A 24,817-nucleotide genomic window follows, 5' to 3' on the forward strand; every position below is an offset into this window, starting at 1 on the left:
ATACATAAAACCGCCCTTCGAGGCGGTTTTATTCTATGAGCTGCATCGGCTCTTCATCACCGAACGTGTGGTTATACGTAACAATAATTCTATCGATCAGCTCATCATTATGCGGTACCAACAGCCAATAGGGGTTATCCCGCTCGATAACCAGCAAACTGAGTTCATAAGGCTCAATAAAAATTTTAATGTGGTTAAAAATAACATCAAAACTAAACTCAAAGTCATAACCATGCATGTCTGAGGTTTCCTCTTCCTCACTGTCATACATTTGATAAAAAGACGCCATATCATCATTGATTTGGTTTTTCAGCTCCTCTAAGTCTATACCCAACTGTTGCAGTCGATGGCATTCATCAATACCATTTTGTCGAAAATCATCGAGTTCTATTTTTTGAATGTTTGAATAATAGCTATTCAACCAACGTACAAAGTGCTCGAACTCATCTTGTTCTTCTGGAATTACGGTATCATTCAATTCTGGAAACGCGACCCTCAGGGATTCATACAGTGTCTTCCGCATTTATATACTCCTTCGGATGAGTGATATATTGGTATAAGGCAAAGCGCGGTTGATCGAAGAAAGCGTGTCCGTATAAAGATGACATCTTGTGAAATTTGGCACAACATTCGTTAACAATCGACGTATAAAAAAATTTGAAGGAAAGATGACATGGCACAATTTGCAGTGATTGGTTTAGGAAGCTTTGGAGCCACAGTTGCAACTCAACTCATTGAACTGGGACATGATGTCATTGGTATCGATAGCGAAAAAAAATATGTTGAAAATATTTCTGAGCAGGTGACCCACGCTGTCATTGCCGATGCAACAGACGAACATGTCCTCGATGAACTAAATATTAAAAACTGCGATGCCGTAGTGGTCGCCATTGGTGAAAATATTGAAGCCAGTATTTTGTGTGTACTGCACCTCAAAAATATTGGGGTTGAAAAAATTTGGGTCAAAGCCAAATCGAAGTCGCACCATATGATTTTAAGCCATTTAGGGATTAGTAAAATTATTCACCCTGAAGAGGACATGGGCGTACGGATTGCGCAGTCTTTATGCTACCCCATGGTCAGTCGCTATATGGCACTTGAAGATAATCACTATATTGTCAAAATTGAAATTGATGAAAAACTACAAGGGACTCGCTTCCACCAACTGATGGATCAAGCACCTGATGTGAAAACATTACTCCATAAACGCGGCAAAGACGTTTTGTACAGCATTGACCCCAATTTAATTTTACAAGTGGGTGATATTCTTGTTGTTGAAGGTTTAGTTGAAACATTACGTCGTCTTTCAGCACGGTTCAAATCATGAAAAAAATCAAAGAATGGCAAGCCCCACAAAACAGCACCATTAATTTAAGCCCGCCCAGCCTGCTGGCTTTGGGTTTTTTGAGTTTTATTATTATTGGGACCCTGTTATTAAAGTTACCCATTTCACACCACGGTGAACTGAGTTGGATTCACTCTTTGTTCACCGCCAGCTCAGCAGTCACCATTACTGGACTGTCTGTGGTAAATGTCGGTGAAACTTTTACCGTAACAGGTAAAATCATCATCATGCTGCTGATTCAAATTGGTGGCTTAGGTTTTATGACTTTCGCAATTTTAGCCGCACTGAGTCTTTCGACTAAACTGGGTTTAAAGCAACAAATCATGGCGCAAGAGACCATTGGTCAAACCAGCTTATCCAAAGTATCTTTCACCATTAAAGGGGTACTGCTGTATTCCTTATTTTTTGAGGCGATCGGCACGGTTATTTTGACCATTGCATGGTTAGAGGATTACAACTTCAATCAAGCTCTATTTTATGCGGCTTTTTATAGTGTATCCGCATTTAACAATGGTGGCTTTTCACTGTTTCCCAACAGTCTAATGAGCTTCTCAGGTCAGTATCTCATTACCTTTACCATCAGTATGCTATACATCATTGGTGGGACAGGTTTTGTGGTGTTAATGGACATTAAACGCAGCAAGCGTTGGAAAGGCTTAAGTACCAATAGCAAACTGATTTTATCCACCATTGCAGGCTTGAACCTCATCGCTTTTGTTCTTTTATGGGCAATTGAATCGAACAATCCCCTCACCTTAGCGCCTATGAGCTTAGGTGACCAAGCTTTAAATGCATGGTTTCATGCCACCGTGCCTCGTTCATCGGGCTTTAACAGCCTTGATTTGGCACAAATGAAAGATGCTTCGACCCTCGTGACCATGTTACTAATGTTCATTGGGGGGGGCTCGATGAGTACCGCAGGCGGGATTAAAGTGGGTACTTTTATTATTGTTTTACTCAGCGTGATTAGCTTCCTTCGACGCGAAGATGAAATTCGTGTGTTCAATCACTCTGTTTCTCAAAAAACCTCTTTTAAAGCGATGGCTGTCGTCTCTATTACTGCAGCACTTATTTTCTTAGGCATCTTCAGTTTATCTTTAATTGAACCCAATCATCAGTTTATGGATTTGCTATTTGAAGCCATTTCCGCAGCTTGCACTGTCGGTTTGTCACGCGGCATCACCGGTGAGCTTCAACCTGCAAGTTTATTTATTCTGATGCTCTTGATGTTCGCGGGTCGTTTAGGTCCTTTAACGCTGGCCTACCTGATTGCAACCCCGAAAAAGAGCCGTCTAAAGCACCCAACTGCCGATATTCAAATTGGTTAAAACACTAAAACTTAAACATAAAAAAACCACGTATCAAACGTGGTTTTTTTATGTTTCTAAATTAGTACCAATTCATTAAGGACACGCCCAAGCCCACATAGGTCGCTCGATGGTTATAATCAATTAAGCTTTCGCCATAACCATCAAACAACTGGAAATGGCCACGCAACTTCCCTGAAATAGGAAAAGCCCAGTCAAACTGTGCAGCACCACGTGAATCATCACCACCTTTTAAACTATGACGTAGCATGAGTGAAAAATCATGTTCATTCCAACGGTAGAATGCTGTTAAGTCACCCCGTCCGACATAATCCTTAATATCAGGGTTATTATCATCACCTGCATCTTCGTCTAGACGGTACCAAGGGCGCAGCATGAGCGCAAAGTTGTCTCTTTCTAAACCCACATTCAACATGACACGGTTCCAGCTACGTGACAGCGGATCGGAACGACCATTAGACTGGTGGTTGAAAGTTAACCCCAGTAAACGACCATTTAAACCCAACAATTCATAATTGGTACGGAAAACCAAACTGGCTTCAGGCTCATAGTTGGTTTCACGGAACGGACGTGATTCATCGCTATTATAAAGCTGCCAACGAGAAGACTGGGTATAACCCAACCAAACATCGCCATTGTCCCCAAATAGGTTTTCAACCGCTTTGGTTTTTAAAGACAGTTGGAATTTCGCTTCCATTGACTTTAGGTTCTGATCTTCATCCACCGTATTGGTCGGATTTGGACTTTGTGGATATTCATTTTTATCTGTCGTCCAAAAACCAGGCATTAAATACACAGGTTGATAGGCACGAATATTCCAAGTCCCTAGTTTACTTTCTGGTGAAAGTTCCCAACGACTATCCATTAAAGATAAGTTTGGCGATATTTTAGGGCCTTCCGAAGCAAAGACGGAGCTTACACTTTGTGCAATCTTCCCTGTGATATTTTCAGGTTCAGGCGCAATTTCCATAGCTGCACGTTGCTCAGAAACAAGATGCGGCTTTGCTACTTCAGGAATTTTGAATAATGCATCATAACAAGCCAAACGGTCTGCATTCGACGCCAATGCAACACATGCCTCGGCTGTTGCAGGAGCTGCGGGTACTTCGGAAATTTGTGCATGTGTTTTAGCGACAGCCAAAGTACTGAGCACAGTCATGCTCAGTACTAAAGTTGAACGCTCAAATGATTTGAACGCCATACGACCCTCTTATTGTTTTACTGAACTTGTTGAATACTAAAACCCAACTCAATTAAAGTATCACGCTTCGCCATAGGTGCAACCACGGCTTTCGTTGGTTTTTGTTCAAGCAAATATTGTACCGCCACACGTTGCAAGTCATCTAAACCCACAGCCAAAAGGCGGCTACGCAACTGCTTACGGAAGGCTGGTGTACGTGCATGTAAAAGTGCATAACATGCCGTAATCGCTTCACCCGCTGGTGAACCTGGTTTATCCATACCAGCAATCAAACCTAAAATTGCTTCTTCAAGCTGATGTGGCTTTTGCTCAGTATTTAGCAACCATTGCACACTAGCTTCAAAGTCATTGAAGGTTTCAGCCAAACGGGGGTCACGGTAGCTATAGAAGCGGAATGAACATGCGTTGCCGTCATAGCTTGCACCACCACCATAAGCCCCACCTTTTTCACGAATTGCACTGTGTAAGAAACCATTACGCAAGTACGCTGCCAGTACCATCAGCGGTGCAGCATCTGGATGTGACACCTCAACGGCTTGATAAGCCGATGAACAGAATTGAACATTGGCTTGAATTAACCACGCTTCATCGGCATCGGTATCAACCTGCTCAGCTGTTTTCAAACTCACAGTGTGTTCAGGAATGGTTAATTTGTCCCACACATTTTGGACTTCTTCAACCAAACGGTCTGACTGATGTTCTTCACAAACCAGTAAGAACTGTTTTGGTGCTTGTAAAAGTTTCAAATGAATCGCTTTTAATTCATTGATCAAATCATCATAAGCTGCTGCATCTTTTTCAATACGGCTGACCAGATCGCCTAACCAGTTTAATGCGCCCAAGCCCGTGTTGTGATAATCACGTTTTGCTAAAGCACTGTGGTTACGTCCCGCAATTTGCATGGCATAACTGTGGCCTGAACCTGAAAGACGTGATGCCCAACGCGTTTTACGTTGTTGCAATAACTCAACAATCCGATCTTTTTCATCAAAACGTAGTTGTTCAAACGCCAATTTCAACAAAGCAATACTGTCAAAATTACTCACCAACGATTTTGTGGTCAGCGTTAACCATGCACTGATTTGATTTTTATCATTTACTTGAGAACGTAAAGAGGCGCCCATACCTAAACCACCACTCACCGCAGTTTGCAGTTGTTGTAGTTCTAGATAGTCATATTGACCTGCACCAACTTCACCCATCAAAATGGATAGCAAGTTAAAGTAAGGTGACTGCACTACATCTTGCGGAATCTGAATCAGCACTTGGTTGTAGTAAATACCATTCGTACCCGCATGATAAAGATTCAACGGATAATCGATACGATTTGAGATAATCTCACGCAACTGCCCTTGTACAATTTGCAGTTCCGCAGGCACATCTTCCAAGCCAACTTTTGGCAGAAGGTTAAGGTCATCTGGGGTATCTTGACGGACTTTGAGTGCTTCAGTTTGTGCTTCAATTTCTGCTTTTTCTGCATCTGTTAGCTGCGTACCAATTTCGGCTAAACGTGCTTTTTCTGCTGCCGCTTCCACCGCAGATTTATTAGCATCAGGCACCAAAGTCATTTGTACACGGTGCGGATTATCAATCAAATAGGTTTTGATTAAGTTTGACAACCACATTGGATCTTTCAGTTCTTCTTTTACCGCAGCAATGGCTGAGTCCACATCCCATACAGTGACTGGGTCGCTGTGGTGAATCGCACTCCCCAAACCATTTAAAATCAGGCTTAGACCATAAGGCATGCCGTCGCCATTGATTTCACGTTGGTGCAATTCAATTTGATGTAAAATCGCATCGACCATGTTCTGATCAACAGGTTTTGAAGCGACGTCTTCTAAAACCTTAAACACACCTGCTTTAAACTCAGCTGTATGTTCAGGGTTTGAACCCTGTACGCCACAGTAGAAGGTCATTTCATAATTTGAATCATCTACCCCCATAATCGGGCCAGTAGACTGTGCATAACCACAGGTCTCAAGGTAATGACGTAACGGAGAAGCTGAATCTTCTAACAGTACACCTTCTACAAGGCGCATACCTAAGCGTAGTTTTATCTCACTGGCTTTAGGCAATAACCACGAAATGATGTGATAAGTTTTGTCTTTTAAATCTTCTGCATCTACCGCATAGGTTTCAGTCACTTCTAGCGGTGCGGTTAAACGGCGTTCTTCTTTAGAAAAGAGCGTTTCACCTTTTGAAAACTTCGCCAAAGCTAATGTTTCAAACTGCTCTTGTAGATTGTAAGCAGGCTCATTACCAAAGGTCATGAAAACTGCGTTACTTGGGTGATAATGCGACTTGTAGAAATCCACCAACTCAGGGTAAGTCAAGTCTGGAATATCTTTAGGGTCGCCACCTGAGTTGTAGTGGTAAGTGGTTTCAGGGAATAAGTGATGCGCTAACTGATGATATAACTGGTCTGAAGGCGAACTCATTGCCCCTTTCATTTCGTTGAAAACCACACCTTTATAAACAGGCTCACCGTTTTCAAGCTCAATGCGGATCCCTTCTTGGGCAAAATCCAGCGGATTCAAATTGGCTGCAAAAGCCGCATCTAAATACACTTCAAGTAAATTTTGGAAATCTTTTTTATTCTGAGTCGCAAATGGATAAGCTGTCCAATCCGCCGCAGTAAAGGCGTTCATAAAAGTATTCAGTGAACGACGAATCATTAAGAAGAACGGATCACGAACAGGAAATTTTTCCGAACCACACAGTGCTGTGTGCTCTAAAATATGCGCTTCGCCTTTTGAATCCATAGGTTGGGTGCGAAATGCAACCAAGAATACATTTTCATCATGATTGGTGGCCAAGTGATAATGCACTGCCCCAGTGACTTTATGTTTATATTCAGACACTAAAATGTCTAAAGCTTCAACATGGTGTTGACGTACCAACTGAAACGCAGGATGTACAGTTTGAGAAATGGTTTCAGTGACATCTACAGTCATGTGATCTCCTAACAATAATTAATACACTGCCTGCATTATAGCTGTAGTTGTCAAAAGATTTCACGCTGAAAACCCGAGTAATTTGCTGGAAATTTGAAAAGCATCTCACTGCTTTCCAAATTTCAGTCTTTTTGAGGGAAGTGTTCTCAGAAAGTAAAACTAGATGAGATATTTAAAATAATTATAGTTCGGGTGATTTTCCACAAAAACATAGTTTTGCTTTTGATAAAAACTGGCTGCGGATAAATCTGCGGTATTTAAACACAGCGCAGAAAAGTTTGGACGCGCACATTTTTCTAGATGCGCCAACAACTGACGACCCACACCACTCTTACGGTATTTAGGGTGCACATAAAAACGACGTACACGCCCAATCCGCGCCTCGATTTCATTTTCACCCCATTGTTGATTTAAACCACCACAGGCAATCAATTGGTCTTGATCATAGGCCAATAACAACACTTCACCCTTTTGATCAAAACGATTTTTTCCACTTTGATATTCTTCGATCAAGCGGGTCAACGGTTCATATCCTTCTTTTGCCGCAAGTTGTGCTAAAGCTTGTATTTGAGGAGGTAATTGTTCTGCCGCTTGAATTAAAATTTCCATCTAAACTTCCTTGAATATGAGCAAAGCCATTTCACTACATTTGCCGCGTAAATAAAATGAATTTTCCTCAACAAACTACAGCAATCTTGAGCATTGGTGTAAAATGTCGCTTTATTTTCAATACGTGACGAAAAAAGACATGGCAACTGTTGATCTTTTTGCAATTGGTAATGCACTAATCGACCAAGAATTTAAAGTCTCTGACGAGTTCCTTATTCAACAACATTTGCAAAAAGGCACTATGCAGTTAACTGATGGTGAAACACAAGCAGATCTTTATAAAAAATTAAAAGAAACACAAAGCTATAAAGGTCAAGCTTCAGGTGGTTCAGCAGCCAACACCACCGTTGCCTTTAGTGCCTTGGGTGGTTCAGCATTTTATGCATGCCGCGTGGGTAATGATGAGCTAGGACAAACTTACCTCAGCGGTTTGCACGAAGCAGGCATTAAAAACACTGAAAAATCAATCAGTGAAGGCGTAACAGGCACGTGTATGGTTTTAGTCAGTGAAGACTCTGAACGCACTATGCATACCTATTTAGGTATTACAGCCGAGTTAACTGAACAACAGATTGACTTTGAACCCTTAGAAACAGCGAAATGGCTCTATATCGAAGGTTATCTTTCAACCAGCGATAGCGCACGTTTAGCTGTTAAGCAGGCGCGTGAAATTGCCAAAGCTCATGGTGTTAAAATTGCATTAACCCTATCTGACCCTGCGATGGTGCAATACGCGCGTCATGGTCTAGATGAAATGATTGCGGATGGTGTGGACTTATTGTTCTGTAACCAGCAAGAAGCCATGATGTACACCGAAACTGAAACAGTTGAGGCGGCTTTAGCAAAACTCAAAACACTAAGCCAGCATGTGGTGATTACCCTTTCAGCTGAAGGTGCACTTATTTCAAATGCACAGGAAACATTTAATGTCGCGGGTCGTAAAGTACACGCTATCGATGCCAATGGCGCAGGCGATGCCTTTGCTGGTGCCTTCCTTTATGCAGTGAATGCGGGCTTAGGCTTACATACAGCTGCGCAACTTGCAATTTTGATTTCAAGTGAAGTGGTGTCACAGTTTGGCCCTCGTTTGGCTGTGGCAGATTACGCTGAATTGTTCCAACAACTGCAAAAGGAATGTGCATGATGCAAAAAATTTGCATGACAGAAGACATCCCAGAACGCGAAGCGCGTTCTTTTGAAACACCTAAAGGGGATACGATTTTTATCACCCAACGTGACGGTGCCTTCTTTGCTTACCAAAACATTTGCCCGCATTTGCAAGTTGAACTTGAATTTTTGGAAAACCAGTTTTTAGACCGCGACCAAGAATTTATTGAATGTTCGACCCATGGTGCACTGTTCATGGTTGAAACAGGTGAATGCATTTCTGGCCCATGCCAAGGTGAAGCACTTGAAAAAGTAGAAATTACCGTGCATTCTGACGGTGGGATTTATCTCACAGAAGAATAATGAAACTGGACATTCACCATGTATGAGTTGCTACATCACCCTGACTTGATGCTCTTTCATTTCAGCTTATTGACTTTAGTCATACTCAGCATGGTGGAAACCTTAGGCTACTTTTTTAAATCCCGCCCAAGTCATTTCCTCAAAAGGCTCTCGCCACAAAAACTGACTGAATCTCCTCTGCTGGACGTTAAGTTTTCTAAAGTACTGATTGTAGTTTTTCTCTTACTTAATTTTAGTGTTGCAGGTTATTTCCTTCAGTTCTGCATCTACGCCAAAGAACAGGCCTTTACTTCGGCTTACTATCTGATTTTGCCTGCGCTGATTATTGCAATTTTCTTTACCGTTTTTATGATCCACTGTTTGGATCAAGTTATTAAACCCAGACCAGATAAAAAGCAAACCAACTTACTGGGTCGTCTGGCAACCATCTCCAGCGGGAATGCACGTCCTGGTTTTTCGGCTCAAGCTCGCGTTCGCGATGAATATGGTCAACTCCACTATGTGCAAGTTGAACCTGAGTTTGGTGAACTTGAATTTCAGTCACAAATTATTCTCATTCGTCTAAAAAAGTCGCATTACATAGCAAAGAAAATTTCAAAATCCAATCAACTTTTTAGCGGCGAAAGTACGCGCTAAACAAACACCCAACCTGTTCCCATTTAAACGCTGCACGTTTATATAAGCATGTTTATCCTTTTGCTATGCCCCCTACCAAGTGATCTTAATACAGGTTCAACCGCCAACAAACGCCTCACAACGCTCTGTTTAAATCGAACCCTTGCATCATCTTCTGGCTGAATCTTTTTAAAGAGTCTTTCATTCACAATCCAGCTTTCTGCATTTTAAGAAAATTTACACAGACTAAGCTCAGGATGAGAATTCTATCTCCCACCTCTGCCCTCAACCCAAGATGACACAACAGAAAAAAGTTTTAATATTAATTCGATTTTCAATTCCTAATTTCCTTGTGATGTATACAACAGATCAAATAACCAATCCTCCATATCAGTTAAAATCCATCATTTAAAAGCCCTATCACTTTTATACTCTTAAGACGAATTACCAATAAAATATCGATGAACGTTAAATATAAGCGTTTTAGTCGGATTTAAAATAAATATATACAAGTATTTTAGTCAGGTATTTAAATATAAACATAAGCAATTTGGTCAACTTTAAAATACAAAAATATTAGTTTATTTTTCATCACATCATTATTTTAAGTACATGTATTTAAATGACTTAATAATATATTTTTTATTTAAGTTTAAAGACTATTTATCTTTTGTATGTTTTTGTTTAATAATATAAAGCAAGTTAAAAAATAGGCTTTATGAAATGAGCTTAGTCCCCAAAAATCTCAATCAAAAAGTCACCAGAGAGATTGTGGCCATTTTAATCATTAAAGTGATTATTTTAATGGTCATTAAGAACATCTGGTTTGACGCCCCGACTATTCCTAAAAATTTTGACAATCAAGTTGCTGAGCGTATTGCAGGCAATCCATCCCCAATCAAGGAGACACGTTGATGATATCTGAAAGCGTGGTCGATCTTTCGCGGTTCCAGTTCGCTATGACCGCGATGTATCACTTTATTTTTGTTCCACTTACACTGGGGCTTGCCTTTATTCTTGCCATTATGGAAACCACTTATGTGATTTCAGGTAAAGAAATTTATAAAGACATGACCAAGTTTTGGGGGAAACTCTTCGGTATTAACTTCGCTTTAGGGGTCACTACTGGCTTAACCATGGAGTTCCAGTTCGGGACTAACTGGGCATATTACTCACACTATGTGGGGGATATTTTCGGTGCTCCATTAGCCATTGAAGGATTAATGGCATTCTTCTTAGAATCGACATTCATCGGTCTGTTCTTCTTTGGATGGGATCGCTTATCCAAAGTGCAGCACTTATGTGTGACATGGCTGGTTGCACTCGGTTCTAATATGTCTGCCTTATGGATTTTGGTTGCAAATGGTTGGATGCAAAACCCTGTCGGTTCTGTATTTAACTATGAAACCATGCGCATGGAACTGGTAGATTTTGGTGCTCTCATTTTTAACCCAGTTGCACAGGTAAAGTTTGTACATACCGTGTCTGCGGGTTATGTGACAGGCGCTATTTTCGTTCTGGCTATTTCAAGCTACTACTTACTGAAAAAACGCGATATTCCGTTTGCGCGTCGTTCATTTGCCATTGCCGCAATTTTTGGTTTAGCTTCAACACTTTCAGTGATTTTACTGGGCGATGAGTCAGGTTATGAGCTCGGTGATGTTCAGAAAACTAAACTCGCGGCCATTGAAGCAGAATGGGATACTCACCCTGCACCTGCACCCTTTACTTTGTTTGGTATTCCAAATAAAGAAACCATGACTACAGATTATGCAGTGAAAATTCCATATGTGATGGGTCTTATTGCAACACGTTCTTTAGACAAAGAAGTGACCGGCATTAAAGATTTGATCGTACAACACGAAGATCGTATTCGTAACGGTATGGTGGCTTACTCACAACTGGAAAAACTACGCGCGGGTGATACTTCTCCGGAGCTAAAAGCTGCCTTTGCTGAAACCCAGAAAGACTTGGGCTATGGCTTACTGCTGAAGAAATACACACCAAATGTAGTTGATGCATCTGAAGCTCAAATCAAATCTGCTGCAAAAGACACGATTCCGCACGTGCCAAGCTTATTCTGGGCATTCCGTGCCATGGTTGTATCTGGTTTCCTTATGCTGTTGTTATTTGCTCTAGCAACCTTTGCTGTGGCAAAACGCAATGCAGAAAACAAACCATGGTTACTGAAGTTCGCGCTTTTCGCTCTGCCTCTGCCATGGATTGCTGCACAAACAGGTTGGTATGTTGCAGAAGTAGGTCGTCAGCCGTGGACGATTGGTGAAGTTTTACCTACACACTTGTCAGCATCGAGCTTAAGCACAGGTGATGTGTGGGGTTCTATCGCTGCCTTAGCTGCGTTCTATACCGTTCTTTTGATTATTGAAATGTATTTAATGATCAAATTCTCACGTCTTGGTCCAAGTTCGCTTCACACTGGTAAATACCATTTTGAAAAACTTGAAGCAGCTCGTAATGAGGAGACTCAAGCATGATCGAATATGAATTACTCAAAATCATTTGGTGGGTTTTAGTCGGCGTCTTGCTGATTGGCTTTGCCCTCACCGATGGTTTCGATATGGGCTCTATGGCGATCATGCCATTTGTGGGCAAAACAGATGAAGAACGCCGTGCGGCCATCAACACTATTGCTCCGCACTGGGACGGTAACCAAGTTTGGTTCATTACTGCTGGCGGCGCATTGTTTGCCGCATGGCCAATGGTTTATGCAACAGCATTCTCAGGCATGTATTGGGCGCTACTGTTGGTACTGTTTGCTCTATTCTTAAGACCTGTAGGTTTTGACTACCGCTCTAAACTACAAAATACCAAATGGCGTACGTCATGGGACTGGGGTTTAGCCGTAGGTGGTGCTGTACCTGCACTGGTCTTCGGTGTGGCATTTGGCAACATGTTCTTAGGCGTGCCATTTAGTTTAGATGATACCGTCCGCTCAACTTATACAGGGAGCTTCTTCGCCCTGCTTAACCCATTTGCTTTAGTCTGCGGCCTAGTTAGTTTATCAATGCTGTGTGCACACGGCGGTGCATGGCTCATGCTTCGTACCGATGGTGACTTACGCAGACGCTCAGCACAAGCAACGAAACTTATGGGCATTGCTTACCTTATCTGTTTCTTAGGCGCTGGTGCTTGGTTGTACTTTGGTGGAATCGAAGGTTATACCTTAGTCACTCCATTTGATACCAACGGTGTTGCTAACCCATTGGCAAAAGAAGTGTTGACCAATGCCAACCATGGCTGGATGAACAACTACTCGACTTACCCAATTACCATGATTGCGCCTATCGCAGGTATCTTAGGTGGTTTGATTGTGGTTCTTGCAGCAAGCAAAAATAAAGCGGGCTTTAGCTTCCTAGGTTCAAGTTTAGCGGTCGTGGGTGCAATTTTAACTGCTGGTTTTGCGCTGTTCCCATTCTTAATGCCATCAAGCATTCAACCTGTTGCAAGCTTGACCATGTGGGATGCAGTTTCAAGTAAAACAACGTTAACTGTAATGACAGTTGCTGCATGTATCTTTGTCCCACTCATTTTGTGCTATACCACCTGGTGTTACTACAAAATGTGGGGTGTTATTACCAACACACACATTAAAGAGAATTCACACAGCCTTTACTAAGGCTGTGTCTAAGGAGATCAAATTATGTGGTATTTTGCATGGATTCTCGGCATTTTGATGGCTTGCTTTGCAGGTGTACTCAGTGCTTTGTATATCGAACATCATCAAGACCTTGATGAGGAATAAACCATGACAGACGTTGCTATGGAAAACCAAACTGTAGATAAAAAGCCGAACAAATTTGCGATGCTAATTTCCTGCCTATTGGCCTTTCCACTTGCAGCGGTGTTGTTAGTGCATCCTGCTGCTATGTTGGATGACAATGGTCACTATAGTCACAGTGCACTGATGTATATCATGATTGGTATCTCAGGTGGCTTTATCCACGGCGTCGGATTCGTCCCACGCCACTGGATTTGGAAATGGCTGTTTAGCCCGTTTCTATCGTGGCCACTGATGATCTGGGGGTATTACACTTGGTTCTTCAGTTAAATAAAAAAGCCCTCATTGACTGAGGGCTTTTTTATGGTCCGTTTTTCTTGGACTCTACATTTCAGCCATGACACCAATAATGCCATTAATAATCATATCTACCGCAATGGTTCCAATCAGCAAGGCCGACAGTCGCCCGACAATATCAACATAACGGTCAATATATTTGGCATGCTTATAACGCAAATGGTCATGCGCAAATTTCATTAAAATCATCAAGCCACAGGTCAACGCCAAAGTCAGGAAAATAATCATGGCTGCACCACTGATTGGCAGCGACATACCTGTCACCACAGCAGCACTGATGGTTCCTGGTCCAATCATAAAAGGCATCGCAATGGTTCCTGCCAAATGCTCAGGCGCACCACGCATTTCACCAATGGTATCTGCCCCCTGAAACACGTAGCGATAACCAATCACCAAAAAGATCAGTCCACCAAATATTTGAAAGGCTTCAAAGCGTACATTTAAATATTTACTAAAAATCGCTTCTCCACCCCATGCAAACAGCATAAATACTATAAAAGCAATGAGACAGCCCTGAATCAAGGCCTTATTAAACACTTTAGCTTCGGAGTTCCGAATCATGCCAATCATGTAAATACTCATTAAGAACGGATTCAGCAATGAGAAAAACAAAGCAAAAGCATGTAAATATGAAGTCAACATGGTTCCTCCTAATTATCCTTGAGGGTCTGGAAATAAGGGACGATTCCCCGGACTGATTCGATTGATATGTAAGAAGGTCATGTGGCGTTCATAACGATCCAGCACATCATTAATCACTTGCTCTTTGGTGTAACCGACTAAGTCGTTGCCTTGAGAACCTTCATACAAATAAGTTTCAAGACGGTAATAGAAGCGCTTACCCAGTTTGCCGCGTTCACTAAAGGTCGGCGCGATATAACGTACTGGCCAAATTTGATAGACAAAGTTTTGTTCTTCTTCCAAATGAATCATCAAATCTAAGTGATACAGATTTGGGTCTTCTTCAAGCGCACTCTCTTGAACACTTATGTCGATACCGCGTTTTTGCATTTCTTCGGCAACGGCCATCACCGCAGGTCGGCAAATGTCATCAAGCATACGCCGAGTATCAGTTGTTCCTGGATGGTGCATGACTCGGGACAAACGTTTTTTCCAGTTGAGGATGTCGACATTGCCCACCACGGGTGCGGCATTTAAACTGCTACTGGCTTGTCGGTAGTCTTCTAACCGCAGTGATTTATACAAACCTGCCATCACCAAGAACATCACAAAACTAAACGGCAACCCCATAATAATCGTGGCATTTTGTAGTGCCGTAATCCCGTTAGCCATCAACATTGCAAGGGTCAATAAACCAATCGCTACGGCCCAGAACACGCTCAACCATCGCGGTGCATCATGATCAACATTGGTAAATTGAGTGGTGAAATTACCCAACACCAGTGCACCAGAGTCCGCCGAGGTCACATAAAAAAGTAAACCTGTGATTGTGGCTACACCTGCAATAAACGGAAACCACGGATACTGAGCCAGTAAGTCATAAAAACCATGCGCTGGGTTGGCAATGACACTTTGTGCAAGGGCTAAATTACCATCAAAAATCACACTATGTAGTGCACTATTTCCAAATATTGATAACCACGTAAGTGTGAAAAACAGAGGAATAATAAGGGTCCCACTAACAAACTCACGAATGGTTCGACCTCGTGAAATCCGTGCTAAAAACAAACCTACAAATGGCGACCAAGCCACCCACCATGCCCAAAAGAACAATGTCCAACTGTTCATCCATTCTTTGGGTTGTTGAAAGGCAAAACTTTCCAAAGTCATACTTGGAAAACGGTTAATGTAGTCCCCAATATTTTGCACAAAAGCATTCAATAGAAATTCGGTATTGCCTAAAAACAAAATAAATAGCATCAACCCGACAGAGACATAAATATTGATCTCGGAGAGAACGCGCAGTCCTTTATTCACCCCTGAAGTCACTGAAATAATGGTCATTACCACCGCGACCACAATTAATGCGGTTTGCATCCAGAGGTTTTCAGGTAAATCGAACAACACATGTAAGCCGTAGTTCAGCTGTACCACCCCAATCCCGCAGGTCGTAGCAATACCAAAAATAGTCCCGATAACTGCTGCGGTATCAACACTATGACCAATCGGCCCATGAATCTTATTTCCAAAGATCGGATATAGAGCAGAGCGAATGGTCAGGGGTAGATTATAGCGATAACTGAAATACCCCAATGCCATGCCAATCAAAGCATACATACACCATCCAGTTAGTCCATAGTGAAACAGCGTCCACACCATGCCTTGACGTGCAGCTTCTAGGGTCTGCCCCTCACCCACAGGTGGATGCATATAGTGGGATAAAGGTTCCGCCACCGAGAAGAACATCAAATCGATGCCGATCCCAGCTGAGAACAACATTGCAGACCAACTTAAAAGACTAAATTCAGGTTTGGAATGTTTGGGGCCTAATTTGATGTTGCCATAGCGAGAACAGGCAATGAAAATGACAAATACCATATACAAGGTCGCTGCGAGTAAGTAATACCAACTAAAAGTTGAACTTACCCATGCCAAGACCGTATTTAAGGTCCGATTAGCAAAATCATTAAACAAAATGGTAGTAAGAGAAAAAATTAAAATAATGAGAGCTGAAATATAAAAGACCACACCATTTAAACGGTCTTTAGGCGCTAATGTTTGATCATCAACTGCTCTTGGATTATCTGTTGCCATACAATCCTCAAGAAAGTAAATAAAAAAAGACAAAAGCCAATTTTTAAACTTCTCGTGGTCGAGAGCTTAAAAATCGACTAACGAAAACGACAGTATTTTTATCAGGAATAAAAACGCTATCTTCTTTAAACCTGAAGGTTTAAGTCATTTATGAGGTGCATTTGCTACACAGTTTTAAAATGTGAGCCACCCTTATTCATCGATATTTCGATAGGAATCTTACACATATCTCCCTTCAACATGACTATAAGAGCTTTCTCAAGTCGAAAAAAGTATAAAACCGTAAGCTCATAGCTCATCAGCTCACTTTTCTGAAAGATGTCCTGAGATTAAACCCTTATGACACATCCTTTTGATAAATAAAAAGTTATATCGAATATTCAAAGCAATTTAGCAATATTTTGCTTTGAATTTAACCATAAGTGTACTTTTTATTGATTGAACGTTCAATCAATAAAAAGTATCATAAAAAAATGCTATGATGCTTTCCATGTAAGTTATTGAATCTAACGCCTTTAAATTTAAGGCAAATTGTTCTGGATTGTCATGAATAAACGTAGAGTAAAACCTGAGCATGAGCGCCGTGAAGAAATCATTAATGCTGCCTATGCAGTCATTTATGAAGTGGGCTTATCCAACACCACCATTGCTCAAATTGCGAAAAAAGCACAGCTTTCTACGGGCATTGTGAGTCATTATTTTGGTGATAAACAAGGCCTCATTCACAGTTGCATGCGTCAAATGCTCAATGTCTTAGCTGAAACCACGGCGAGCTATAAAGCAAAGGTGGCGCAGCCCAGTCCAGAACATTCGCTCAAAGCCATTATTGATGCCAACTTTGACATCAGTCAGGTCAACAACACTGCTATGCGGGTTTGGCTAGATTTTTGGTCTGCCAGTATGCACCTACCCGACTTAGGTCGACTGCAACGAATTAATGACCAACGGCTTTATTCAAATTTGAAGTTTCATTTCTTGCAGCTCATGCCAAAAGCCCAAGCAAGCCAAGCGGCTAAAGGTCTAGCAGCACTGATTGATGGCTTATGGTTACGTGGAAGTTTAAGTGGTCATCAAGCATTTGATCGTGATTTGGCACGTTCTATTGCATACGACTATGTCGATATGCAACTTCGCTTAATTCAACAGATACGGCAGGAACAACAAAATGAATGATGTACAGCTTCACTCACTTTATATTCACGGACAATATTTCAATGCTACCAGTGGTCAAAGCTTTGACAGTATCAACCCTGCTACGGGTCAGGTCATTGCCACCATTCAACAAGCATCCAAATCTGATGTCGATGCAGCCGTGCAAAGTGCTGTACAAGGGCAACGTGAATGGGCTGCTAAAACTGCGGTCGAACGTGCCCGTATTTTACGTCGTGCCGTCGATATTTTACGCACTCGTAATGACGAGTTAGCGCGCCTTGAAACACTCGATACAGGTAAAGCATTCAGCGAAACCTCTACTGTCGATATTGTCACTGGTGCAGACGTTTTAGAGTACTACGCAGGACTAGCAACTGCTATTCAAGGTGAGCAAGTGCCGCTACGTGAAAGTAGTTTTTTCTACACACGCCGTGAACCCTTAGGTGTGGTGGCAGGCATTGGTGCTTGGAATTACCCCATCCAAATAGCACTTTGGAAATCAGCTCCTGCCCTCGCTGCGGGGAATGCCATGATTTTTAAACCCAGCGAAGTGACCCCTCTTACCGCCTTAAAGTTGGCAGAGATCTATACTGAAGCAGGCGTACCCGCTGGGGTTTTCAACGTGGTACAAGGTTTTGGTGCTGACGTCGGTCAATGGTTGACTGAACACCCCGACATTCAAAAAATTTCGTTCACAGGTGGTGTGACAACAGGTAAAAAGGTCATGGCCAGTGCTGCGGCTTCTAGCCTCAAAGAAGTCACTATGGAGCTCGGTGGCAAATCACCTCTCATTATTTGTGCCGATGCCAACCTTGACCGCGCAGCCGATATTGCGGTAATGGCGAACTTCTTTAGCTCAGGTCAAGTATGTACCAATGGCACCCGTGTGTTTGTACCACAAACCCTCAAGGCTGCATTTGAACAGGCTGTGATTGCACGGGTAAAACGTATACGCATAGGTGACCCGATGCAGGCTGAAACCAACTTTGGACCTTTAGTCAGCTTTCCGCATATGGAAAAAGTCTTGTCTTATATTGAGTCAGGCAAACAACAAGGTGCGACCTTATTGATTGGTGGACAACGTGCCACTGAAGCAGCACTTGCTCAAGGTGCATATGTATTACCGACCGTGTTCACCGACTGTCATGACGACATGCACATTGTGCAAGATGAAATCTTTGGTCCAGTTATGAGCATTTTAAGCTATGACAGTATTGAAGAAGCTGTTCAACGTGCCAACTACACCAATTATGGGTTAGCTGCGGGTGTGGTCACACAAGATATTTCCCAAGCACATCGCATCATTCATCAGCTTGAGGCAGGGATTTGCTGGATCAATACTTGGGGCGAATCCCCTGCTGAAATGCCTGTAGGTGGTTATAAACAGTCAGGGGTCGGACGTGAAAATGGCATCACCACACTTGAACACTATACCCGCATCAAATCGGTTCAAGTCGAACTGGGTGAATACCAAAGTATTTTTTAAAGTCTGAATTTTAGCTATCTAAATCCTTACTTCCTTTTTTATTTATTCTTTTTTTCATCCTCAACTCAACATGTGGCCACGTTCTCATGCAACGTGGCCCTGCCATAGAAAAAGGATCATTATGCATTCTCAACACTACGATTATATTATTATTGGCGCAGGTTCAGCAGGTAATGTACTGGCTGCTCGCTTAACCGAAGACCCCGATGTTTCGGTACTGTTACTCGAAGCAGGTGGGCCGGATTATCGTCTCGACTTTCGCACCCAAATGCCTGCGGCCTTGGCTTATCCCTTACAAGGGCGTCGTTATAACTGGGCATATTTAACCGACCCAGAACCCCACATGAACAACCGTCGTATGGAATGTGGTCGCGGTAAAGGCTTAGGCGGTTCGTCCCTCATTAATGGCATGTGTTATATCCGTGGCAATGCCATGGATTTAGAACAATGGGCAACCCTTAAAGGTCTTGAAGACTGGAGCTATGCGGACTGTCTGCCTTACTACAAAAAGGCTGAAACCCGTGATATTGGTGGCAATGACTATCATGGCGATGCTGGCCCTGTTTCTGTCGCCACGCCTAAAGCAGACAATAATGTTTTATTCCACGCCATGGTTGAAGCGGGTGTGCAAGCAGGCTATCCACGCACTGATGACTTAAATGGTTATCAACAAGAAGGTTTCGGCCCAATGGATCGAACCGTGACCCCCAAAGGTCGACGCTCAAGCACTGCACGTGGCTATTTAGATATGGCCAAAGGTCGAGCGAATCTAACCATTATTACCCATGCCATGACCAATCAAATTTTGTTTCGTGGCAAACAAGCGATTGGTGTTGAATATATTCAAGGTGCTAATCAAAACAACTTGCTTCAGGTCTATGCCGATAAGGAAGTTCTACTCTGTGCAGGAGCGATTGCATCACCGCAAATTTTGCAACGTTCGGGTGTTGGTTCAAGTACTTTACTTCAGTCTCTCGATATTCCAATCGTGCATGACTTACCCGGTGTCGGTGAAAACCTGCAAGACCATTTAGAAATGTACTTACAATATAAGTGTAAGCAACCTGTTTCTCTCTACCCTGCTTTAAAATGGCAAAATCAACCTGCAATTGGTGCAGAGTGGTTGTTTAACGGAACAGGGATTGGAGCAAGCAACCAGTTTGAAGCAGGTGGCTTTATTCGATCATCCAAAGAGTTTGCTTGGCCAAATATTCAATACCACTTCTTGCCTGTTGCAATTAACTATAATGGCAGCAATGCCGTCAAAGAGCATGGCTTCCAAGCTCATGTCGGTTCGATGCGCTCGCCTTCACGCGGTCGAGTACATGTGACATCTAAAAACCCTTTCGACCATCCAAGTATTTTATTTAACTACATGTCGACAGAACAAGACTGGCAGGAATTTCGTGACGCGATTCGAATCACCCGCGAAATCATGCAACAAGCTGCGCTTGATCCTTACCGTGGCGAAGAAATCAGTCCCGGAAAAGATGTGAGTAGCGATGCTGAATTAGACGAATTTGTACGTAATCACGCTGAAACGGCTTATCATCCATCCTGTAGTTGTAAAATGGGTGAAGATGATATGGCGGTCGTCGATGGACAAGGTCGCGTGCATGGCCTGCAAAGTTTACGTGTGGTGGATGCATCGATTATGCCGCTGATTATCACGGGTAACTTAAATGCAACCACCATTATGATGGCTGAAAAAATCGCGGATCAAATCCGTGGCCGCCCAGCCCTACCTCGCTCTCATGCACCTTTTTATCAAGCTGAAACTGAATAATTTTTAATAGCTCAGCACCTGACTTTAATTATCTTTAAAATAATAAGGTCAGGTGATTATTTATTTTTTCTTAAACAATAGTGCTGCGTTTTGTATAGACAGTGCTATTTCTATTAGCATCCAATTTATACATTTTAGCTTTTAAAAAATTGAATGCCTGTATATATATTCGACATCAATATCTTAATTATCAAATCTTAACAAAAATAAATACCAACAAAAACAATGATTAATATTACACATCACTCATATTTATAGTTTAACCCAACCCATTTACAATAAAAATTACTAAGTCAATACATATTTAGTCTAAAATATTCATAAATCAGAACTGTGTGATAGGCTCAAAAGTTATATTTTTTGTGCGCTTTTCAGCTTTTAAGTATTACTTCAACTATACCAAGCTGATCATTTATAAGCAGCTCTATCATTCTTCTTATTTTTATTCTATTCGCTATAAAGCGATCCAAAACCTGCTCCCCAAGGTAATAATCGCATGAACAAATTTTTAAAATACCTTTTGGTATTGATCGTACTGCTTATTATTGCAGTCGTAATTTTCTTATTTAGACCCATCACGTCTAAAAAAATTCAAACCACCAGCAATGAGCCTGTTGTTGACGCAGTCTTAGTTGGCGGTGGAATCATGAGTGCAACTTTAGGCACATATCTAAGCGAGCTTGAGCCAAACTGGCAAATTCACATGTATGAACGCCTAGACAATGTTGCGCAAGAAAGCTCAAACGGCTTCAACAATGCCGGCACAGGCCACTCTGGCTTTATGGAAATGAACTATACCTCTGAAAAAGATGGAAAAATGGACATTTCTAAAGCTGTGAACGTTGCGGAACAATTTGAAGTTGCAAAACAGTTCTGGTCTTATCAGGTGAAAGAAGGCGTTTTGGGTCAGCCAAATAGCTTTATCAACCCTGTACCGCACATTGCCTTCGTTTGGGGCGATAACGTGAATTTCCTAGAAAAACGTTATGCTGCAATGGTTAAAAACCCAATGTTCTATGGCATGAAATTCTCTGAGAATCCTGCTGAAATTAAACAATGGGCGCCTTTAGTGATGAATGGCCGTGATGCTGCACAGAAAGTAGCTGCAACACGCATGGATGTAGGTTCAGATGTAAACTATGGTTCGATCACCACTCAATTGGTCGATCACCTTAAAAAACAATCTAACTTCAAACTACAAACATCAACTGAAGTGACTGGCATTAGCCAAAACGATGATAAAACTTGGACGGTTGCATTTAAAAACCTTACTACAGGTAAAACAGATCACGTGAAAACGCGCTTTGTCTTTATTGGTGCAGGCGGTGCAGCGGTTAAGCTTTTACAAATGACAGGCTTACCAGAAGCGAAGCAATATGCTGGCTTCCCTGTAGGTGGCGTGTTCTTAATGACCGACAACCCGAAAGTCACTGAAGGTCATACTGCAAAAGTTTATGGTCGTGCTGAATTAGGCGCGCCTCCAATGTCTGTTCCACATATTGATACACGTTATATCGACGGTAAAAAATATGTATTATTTGGCCCATTTGCGACTTATTCAAACAAGTTCTTAAAACAAGGTTCTCAGCTTGATTTATTGAAATCAACCACGAAGAACAACGTTTTACCAATGACTGCTGTGGGTATGGAAAATCTTGATTTGGTAAAATACTTAGTTAGCCAAGTAATGATGACCGATGCCGACCGCTTTAATGAATTGAAAAAATACTACCCTGATGCAAAACCAGAAGACTGGCGCATGAATCAAGGTGGTCAACGTGTTCAAATCATTAAGAAAGAACCAGGTAAACCTGCAAGCTTGCAATTTGGTACCGAGATTTTTGCGTCACAAGACGGTGCTGTGACTGCCCTATTAGGTGCTTCACCAGGTGCTTCGACCTCTCCTTATATTATGTTGAGCTTGCTTGAAAAAGCATTCCCACAACAAGTAGAAGGTAAATGGAATCCGAAATTACATGAAATTGTAAAATCGTACCAACAAGAACTCAGCACCAATCCTGTTCTTCTTGATCAAGTTCGCCAATACACCAGCACAACTTTGGGTTTGAAATATACACCTATGGCTAAGGCTGCAAATGACGAAACTGTTGCGGTAGCAAAAGCACAGTAATCTGCTTTAAACCCTAAAAAGGATGGACTTTGCGCCATCCTTTTTTTAATTCATATTTGAAACTATTCTTTTTATGTCGCTTTTCCATTCCGACGCTTTTTCCGCTTTTCGTTCACGTGATTTTTCACTTCTGAGTGTCAATCAGTTGTGCTTAATTCTAGCCATCATGATTCAAGAAGTCGTCATTGCCTATAGCGTCTACCAACTCACTCAGAATCCACTCAGCCTTGGCATGATTGCCTTAATTGAGTTACTTCCCTTTATTTGCCTCTCCCTGATTAGTGGCGACTGGGCTGACCGCTATGACCGACAAAAAATTGTGCAGTGGAGTTTTAGCTGTAGCACTCTAATTCCATTATTATTTATTGTTCTTTTTTCTCAGTACCAACAACAGCACATTCAACAAAATACTCTTTTATGCGGCATTTATAGCCTCATCTTTTGCTTAGGCATACTTAGAGGCATTTACAGCCCATCTTTTAATTCATTACGCCCTTTTCTAACCCCCGAGTCAGCCTATAGCAATGCAGCCACATGGACTGCGCTCATTTGGCAAATAGGCGGCATTTTAGCGCCTTTATGCGCAGGGCTTTTACTCGGCCAACTTGGGCTTGAAAAAACCCTCTTGATTGTTTTTTTCTTGTGTTGCATGGGTAGCATCTGCTTATTCGGATTAAGTCCTCGCGACTTCCCTAGCCCACATAAACAGCATTTAAGTAAAAGTTTGAAAGAAGCCTATTTGTTTATTTTTAAACATCCACTGATGTTTTGGAGTATGTTGTTGGATCTCAGCGCCATGCTTTTTTGTAGTGTCATTATCTTACTGCCTATTTTTGCACACGATATCCTGCATCTAGGCGTTGAAGGCCTAGGTATACTCAGAGCGGCCCCAGCCATTGGCGCCTGTATCATGATGTTGGTGCTTACCTGTTATTCTCCGATGCAAAATGCATGGAGAAACATGCTCTATAGTAGTTTTGCAATTGCTTTATGCACTTTGGCCTTTGCACTATCCCCCCATATTTGGCTCTCAGTCTTCTTTCTTGTTTTGATTGGCGCCGTTGATAGCATTAGCATGGTGATTCGACAAACTTTATTGCAGCAACTCCCCCCAAAAGCACTATTAGGACGTGTAGCAGCTTTAAATGGCATCTTAGTGACTTCAGGCAATCAACTCGGTGCCCTACACATGAGCCTGATGACGCGCTATTTTTCGGTAGTGCCAGCAGTACTTATTGGCGGGACGCTGTGTTTAATGATCTGTGGTCTAAGTTCTACTCGTACGCGACATTTATTCAAGCCATCTCCAACACTAAAAAAACATGCCACAGTGGCAAAAAGTGAATAGCATGTTAAGCTTCAAATCCTCTTTTAATATGATGTGAGTTTTCAATAGAGCAAATTATGAAACAGATTCTCCCCTTTTCACACACACTCTATGCCAAACTCTATTCTTTCGTACTATCCGTGTTATTGGCTTATTGCCTATTCAATGCAATCTATAGTGTGATTATTGGTGGAAAAAGCGCATACCTTTTCAGTGGTCTGATTTTAATATTTCAAACAATTACTGTTTTTAAAGCATCTGTAAATAAAAAGATCTATAACTATATGGGATTGATTGGACTCATTCTAATTCTGATTTATCTCAATCGTTGGACGTTTCTTTCTCAACCCGAAAGTATTGCCATTCTTCCCTCAGTCATACTCACCCTACTTAGCTTAGGCTATTTTTCACAGCAACACTTGCGTTTAAACCTATTGAAGACGGCTTTAATTTTTTGGCTTTTAGTACTAGCCTATACGCAATACCATGACTTGAACACTCTACAAAACTATTATGATAGCCTGCATACAGGCGAAACATGGCAGCAATATGGTGCTTTATAAAGATCAAAAAAACGTTAGAGTTTTCTTCTTATTTTA

Annotated in this window: 22 protein-coding genes; 16 read left to right on the plus strand and 6 right to left on the minus strand. The window is 41.8% G+C overall.

All coding sequences use genetic code 11. The features are described from left to right. Positions 1-28: 28 nt before the first annotated feature. A complete protein-coding gene (locus RR876_RS05290) occupies positions 29-523 on the minus strand; it encodes a hypothetical protein (protein ID WP_332478438.1) in 495 nt (164 codons plus the stop codon). Between the two features lie 150 nt (positions 524-673). Here RR876_RS05290 and RR876_RS05295 point away from each other — a divergent pair, with 150 nt between their 5' ends. Next, positions 674-1,327 (plus strand): TrkA family potassium uptake protein, encoded by a 654-nt coding sequence (locus tag RR876_RS05295; protein WP_058951801.1) that lies wholly within the window; start codon positions 674-676, stop codon positions 1,325-1,327. Further along, positions 1,324-2,673, plus strand: coding sequence for a TrkH family potassium uptake protein (locus RR876_RS05300; RefSeq protein ID WP_332476724.1), 1,350 nt, complete (start codon positions 1,324-1,326; stop codon positions 2,671-2,673). The genes RR876_RS05295 and RR876_RS05300 overlap by 4 nt, the downstream gene beginning before the upstream one ends. Before the next feature lie 61 nt (positions 2,674-2,734). On the opposite strand, the gene RR876_RS05305 is transcribed toward RR876_RS05300, so the two are convergent. From RR876_RS05305 to RR876_RS05315, 3 genes are all read right to left on the minus strand, one after another. Further along, positions 2,735-3,874: a phospholipase A gene (locus RR876_RS05305; RefSeq protein ID WP_332476726.1), complete on the minus strand. Its 1,140-nt coding sequence runs from the start codon at positions 3,872-3,874 to the stop codon at positions 2,735-2,737. Positions 3,875-3,891: 17 nt separating this feature from the next. Next, positions 3,892-6,831, minus strand: a complete 2,940-nt coding sequence (locus tag RR876_RS05310; RefSeq protein WP_332476727.1) for an insulinase family protein — start codon at positions 6,829-6,831, stop codon at positions 3,892-3,894. 159 nt (positions 6,832-6,990) lie between these two features. Continuing rightward, a complete protein-coding gene (locus tag RR876_RS05315) occupies positions 6,991-7,440 on the minus strand; it encodes a GNAT family N-acetyltransferase (protein ID WP_004696669.1) in 450 nt (149 codons plus the stop codon). A 139-nt stretch (positions 7,441-7,579) separates the two neighbouring features. On the opposite strand from RR876_RS05315, the gene RR876_RS05320 reads away from it, so the two are divergent. The 8 genes from RR876_RS05320 (at position 7,580) to RR876_RS05355 (ending at position 13,594) form a co-directional block, all read left to right on the plus strand. Next, the gene (locus RR876_RS05320) at positions 7,580-8,584 is read left to right on the plus strand and encodes an adenosine kinase (protein ID WP_332476933.1); all 1,005 of its coding nucleotides are present in this window, start codon (positions 7,580-7,582) and stop codon (positions 8,582-8,584) included. A gap of 14 nt (positions 8,585-8,598) precedes the next feature. Further along, on the plus strand, positions 8,599-8,910 hold the full coding sequence (locus RR876_RS05325) for a Rieske (2Fe-2S) protein (protein WP_332476934.1): 312 nt from the start codon (positions 8,599-8,601) through the stop codon (positions 8,908-8,910). Between the two features lie 18 nt (positions 8,911-8,928). Beyond that, positions 8,929-9,546, plus strand: coding sequence for an OB-fold-containig protein (locus tag RR876_RS05330; protein ID WP_010326962.1), 618 nt, complete (start codon positions 8,929-8,931; stop codon positions 9,544-9,546). A gap of 702 nt (positions 9,547-10,248) precedes the next feature. Next, a complete protein-coding gene (gene cydP, locus RR876_RS05335; RefSeq protein WP_004696660.1) occupies positions 10,249-10,440 on the plus strand; it encodes a cytochrome oxidase putative small subunit CydP in 192 nt (63 codons plus the stop codon). Next, complete coding sequence (locus tag RR876_RS05340; protein ID WP_332481892.1) at positions 10,440-12,020, plus strand: cytochrome ubiquinol oxidase subunit I; 1,581 nt, start codon at positions 10,440-10,442, stop codon at positions 12,018-12,020. Before cydP ends, RR876_RS05340 begins: the two co-directional genes overlap by 1 nt. Next, the gene (gene cydB, locus RR876_RS05345; protein WP_062033169.1) at positions 12,017-13,162 is read left to right on the plus strand and encodes a cytochrome d ubiquinol oxidase subunit II; all 1,146 of its coding nucleotides are present in this window, start codon (positions 12,017-12,019) and stop codon (positions 13,160-13,162) included. The genes RR876_RS05340 and cydB overlap by 4 nt, the downstream gene beginning before the upstream one ends. Positions 13,163-13,186: 24 nt before the next feature. Then, positions 13,187-13,288, plus strand: a complete 102-nt coding sequence (gene cydX, locus RR876_RS05350) for a cytochrome bd-I oxidase subunit CydX (RefSeq protein ID WP_002120988.1) — start codon at positions 13,187-13,189, stop codon at positions 13,286-13,288. 3 nt (positions 13,289-13,291) lie between these two features. Next, the gene (locus RR876_RS05355) at positions 13,292-13,594 is read left to right on the plus strand and encodes a cyd operon YbgE family protein (RefSeq protein WP_004696655.1); all 303 of its coding nucleotides are present in this window, start codon (positions 13,292-13,294) and stop codon (positions 13,592-13,594) included. 54 nt (positions 13,595-13,648) lie between these two features. Here RR876_RS05355 and RR876_RS05360 read toward each other — a convergent pair whose 3' ends face one another. Both RR876_RS05360 and RR876_RS05365 read right to left on the minus strand, forming a co-directional pair. Then, the gene (locus tag RR876_RS05360; RefSeq protein WP_332476730.1) at positions 13,649-14,263 is read right to left on the minus strand and encodes a MarC family protein; all 615 of its coding nucleotides are present in this window, start codon (positions 14,261-14,263) and stop codon (positions 13,649-13,651) included. Positions 14,264-14,275: 12 nt separating this feature from the next. Next, the gene (locus tag RR876_RS05365; RefSeq protein ID WP_332476731.1) at positions 14,276-16,336 is read right to left on the minus strand and encodes a choline transporter; all 2,061 of its coding nucleotides are present in this window, start codon (positions 16,334-16,336) and stop codon (positions 14,276-14,278) included. Between the two features lie 546 nt (positions 16,337-16,882). On the opposite strand from RR876_RS05365, the gene betI reads away from it, so the two are divergent. From betI to RR876_RS05395, 6 genes are all read left to right on the plus strand, one after another. Continuing rightward, positions 16,883-17,509: a transcriptional regulator BetI gene (gene betI / locus RR876_RS05370; protein ID WP_062033162.1), complete on the plus strand. Its 627-nt coding sequence runs from the start codon at positions 16,883-16,885 to the stop codon at positions 17,507-17,509. Then, on the plus strand, positions 17,502-18,974 hold the full coding sequence (gene betB / locus RR876_RS05375) for a betaine-aldehyde dehydrogenase (protein ID WP_332476732.1): 1,473 nt from the start codon (positions 17,502-17,504) through the stop codon (positions 18,972-18,974). The genes betI and betB overlap by 8 nt, the downstream gene beginning before the upstream one ends. A 121-nt stretch (positions 18,975-19,095) precedes the next feature. After that, complete coding sequence (betA, locus tag RR876_RS05380) at positions 19,096-20,760, plus strand: choline dehydrogenase (protein ID WP_332476733.1); 1,665 nt, start codon at positions 19,096-19,098, stop codon at positions 20,758-20,760. Between the two features lie 496 nt (positions 20,761-21,256). Beyond that, on the plus strand, positions 21,257-22,891 hold the full coding sequence (gene mqo / locus RR876_RS05385; protein ID WP_332476734.1) for a malate dehydrogenase (quinone): 1,635 nt from the start codon (positions 21,257-21,259) through the stop codon (positions 22,889-22,891). 73 nt (positions 22,892-22,964) lie between these two features. Then, on the plus strand, positions 22,965-24,239 hold the full coding sequence (locus RR876_RS05390) for an MFS transporter (protein WP_332476735.1): 1,275 nt from the start codon (positions 22,965-22,967) through the stop codon (positions 24,237-24,239). A gap of 56 nt (positions 24,240-24,295) precedes the next feature. Next, positions 24,296-24,781 (plus strand): hypothetical protein, encoded by a 486-nt coding sequence (locus tag RR876_RS05395; protein WP_332476736.1) that lies wholly within the window; start codon positions 24,296-24,298, stop codon positions 24,779-24,781. Positions 24,782-24,817: the final 36 nt, after the last annotated feature.

The sequence above is a fragment of the Acinetobacter sp. genome (genome assembly GCF_036666595.1).
Lineage (GTDB): Bacteria > Pseudomonadota > Gammaproteobacteria > Pseudomonadales > Moraxellaceae > Acinetobacter.

Bases quoted from the DNA above. Each gene is read 5' to 3' on its own strand.
- mqo (WP_332476734.1), top strand. From the start codon at position 21,257: ATGAACAAATTTTTAAAATACCTTTTGGTATTGATCGTACTGCTTATT.
- RR876_RS05360 (WP_332476730.1), bottom strand. From the start codon at position 14,263: ATGTTGACTTCATATTTACATGCTTTTGCTTTGTTTTTCTCATTGCTG.
- RR876_RS05395 (WP_332476736.1), top strand. From the start codon at position 24,296: ATGAAACAGATTCTCCCCTTTTCACACACACTCTATGCCAAACTCTAT.
- RR876_RS05390 (WP_332476735.1), top strand. From the start codon at position 22,965: ATGTCGCTTTTCCATTCCGACGCTTTTTCCGCTTTTCGTTCACGTGAT.
- RR876_RS05310 (WP_332476727.1), bottom strand. From the start codon at position 6,831: ATGACTGTAGATGTCACTGAAACCATTTCTCAAACTGTACATCCTGCG.
- RR876_RS05330 (WP_010326962.1), top strand. From the start codon at position 8,929: ATGTATGAGTTGCTACATCACCCTGACTTGATGCTCTTTCATTTCAGC.
- RR876_RS05365 (WP_332476731.1), bottom strand. From the start codon at position 16,336: ATGGCAACAGATAATCCAAGAGCAGTTGATGATCAAACATTAGCGCCT.
- RR876_RS05300 (WP_332476724.1), top strand. From the start codon at position 1,324: ATGAAAAAAATCAAAGAATGGCAAGCCCCACAAAACAGCACCATTAAT.
- RR876_RS05315 (WP_004696669.1), bottom strand. From the start codon at position 7,440: ATGGAAATTTTAATTCAAGCGGCAGAACAATTACCTCCTCAAATACAA.
- RR876_RS05305 (WP_332476726.1), bottom strand. From the start codon at position 3,874: ATGGCGTTCAAATCATTTGAGCGTTCAACTTTAGTACTGAGCATGACT.
- RR876_RS05325 (WP_332476934.1), top strand. From the start codon at position 8,599: ATGACAGAAGACATCCCAGAACGCGAAGCGCGTTCTTTTGAAACACCT.
- RR876_RS05320 (WP_332476933.1), top strand. From the start codon at position 7,580: ATGGCAACTGTTGATCTTTTTGCAATTGGTAATGCACTAATCGACCAA.
- cydB (WP_062033169.1), top strand. From the start codon at position 12,017: ATGATCGAATATGAATTACTCAAAATCATTTGGTGGGTTTTAGTCGGC.
- RR876_RS05295 (WP_058951801.1), top strand. From the start codon at position 674: ATGGCACAATTTGCAGTGATTGGTTTAGGAAGCTTTGGAGCCACAGTT.
- RR876_RS05355 (WP_004696655.1), top strand. From the start codon at position 13,292: ATGACAGACGTTGCTATGGAAAACCAAACTGTAGATAAAAAGCCGAAC.
- cydX (WP_002120988.1), top strand. From the start codon at position 13,187: ATGTGGTATTTTGCATGGATTCTCGGCATTTTGATGGCTTGCTTTGCA.
- betI (WP_062033162.1), top strand. From the start codon at position 16,883: ATGAATAAACGTAGAGTAAAACCTGAGCATGAGCGCCGTGAAGAAATC.
- RR876_RS05340 (WP_332481892.1), top strand. From the start codon at position 10,440: ATGATATCTGAAAGCGTGGTCGATCTTTCGCGGTTCCAGTTCGCTATG.
- betB (WP_332476732.1), top strand. From the start codon at position 17,502: ATGAATGATGTACAGCTTCACTCACTTTATATTCACGGACAATATTTC.
- RR876_RS05290 (WP_332478438.1), bottom strand. From the start codon at position 523: ATGCGGAAGACACTGTATGAATCCCTGAGGGTCGCGTTTCCAGAATTG.
- cydP (WP_004696660.1), top strand. From the start codon at position 10,249: ATGAGCTTAGTCCCCAAAAATCTCAATCAAAAAGTCACCAGAGAGATT.
- betA (WP_332476733.1), top strand. From the start codon at position 19,096: ATGCATTCTCAACACTACGATTATATTATTATTGGCGCAGGTTCAGCA.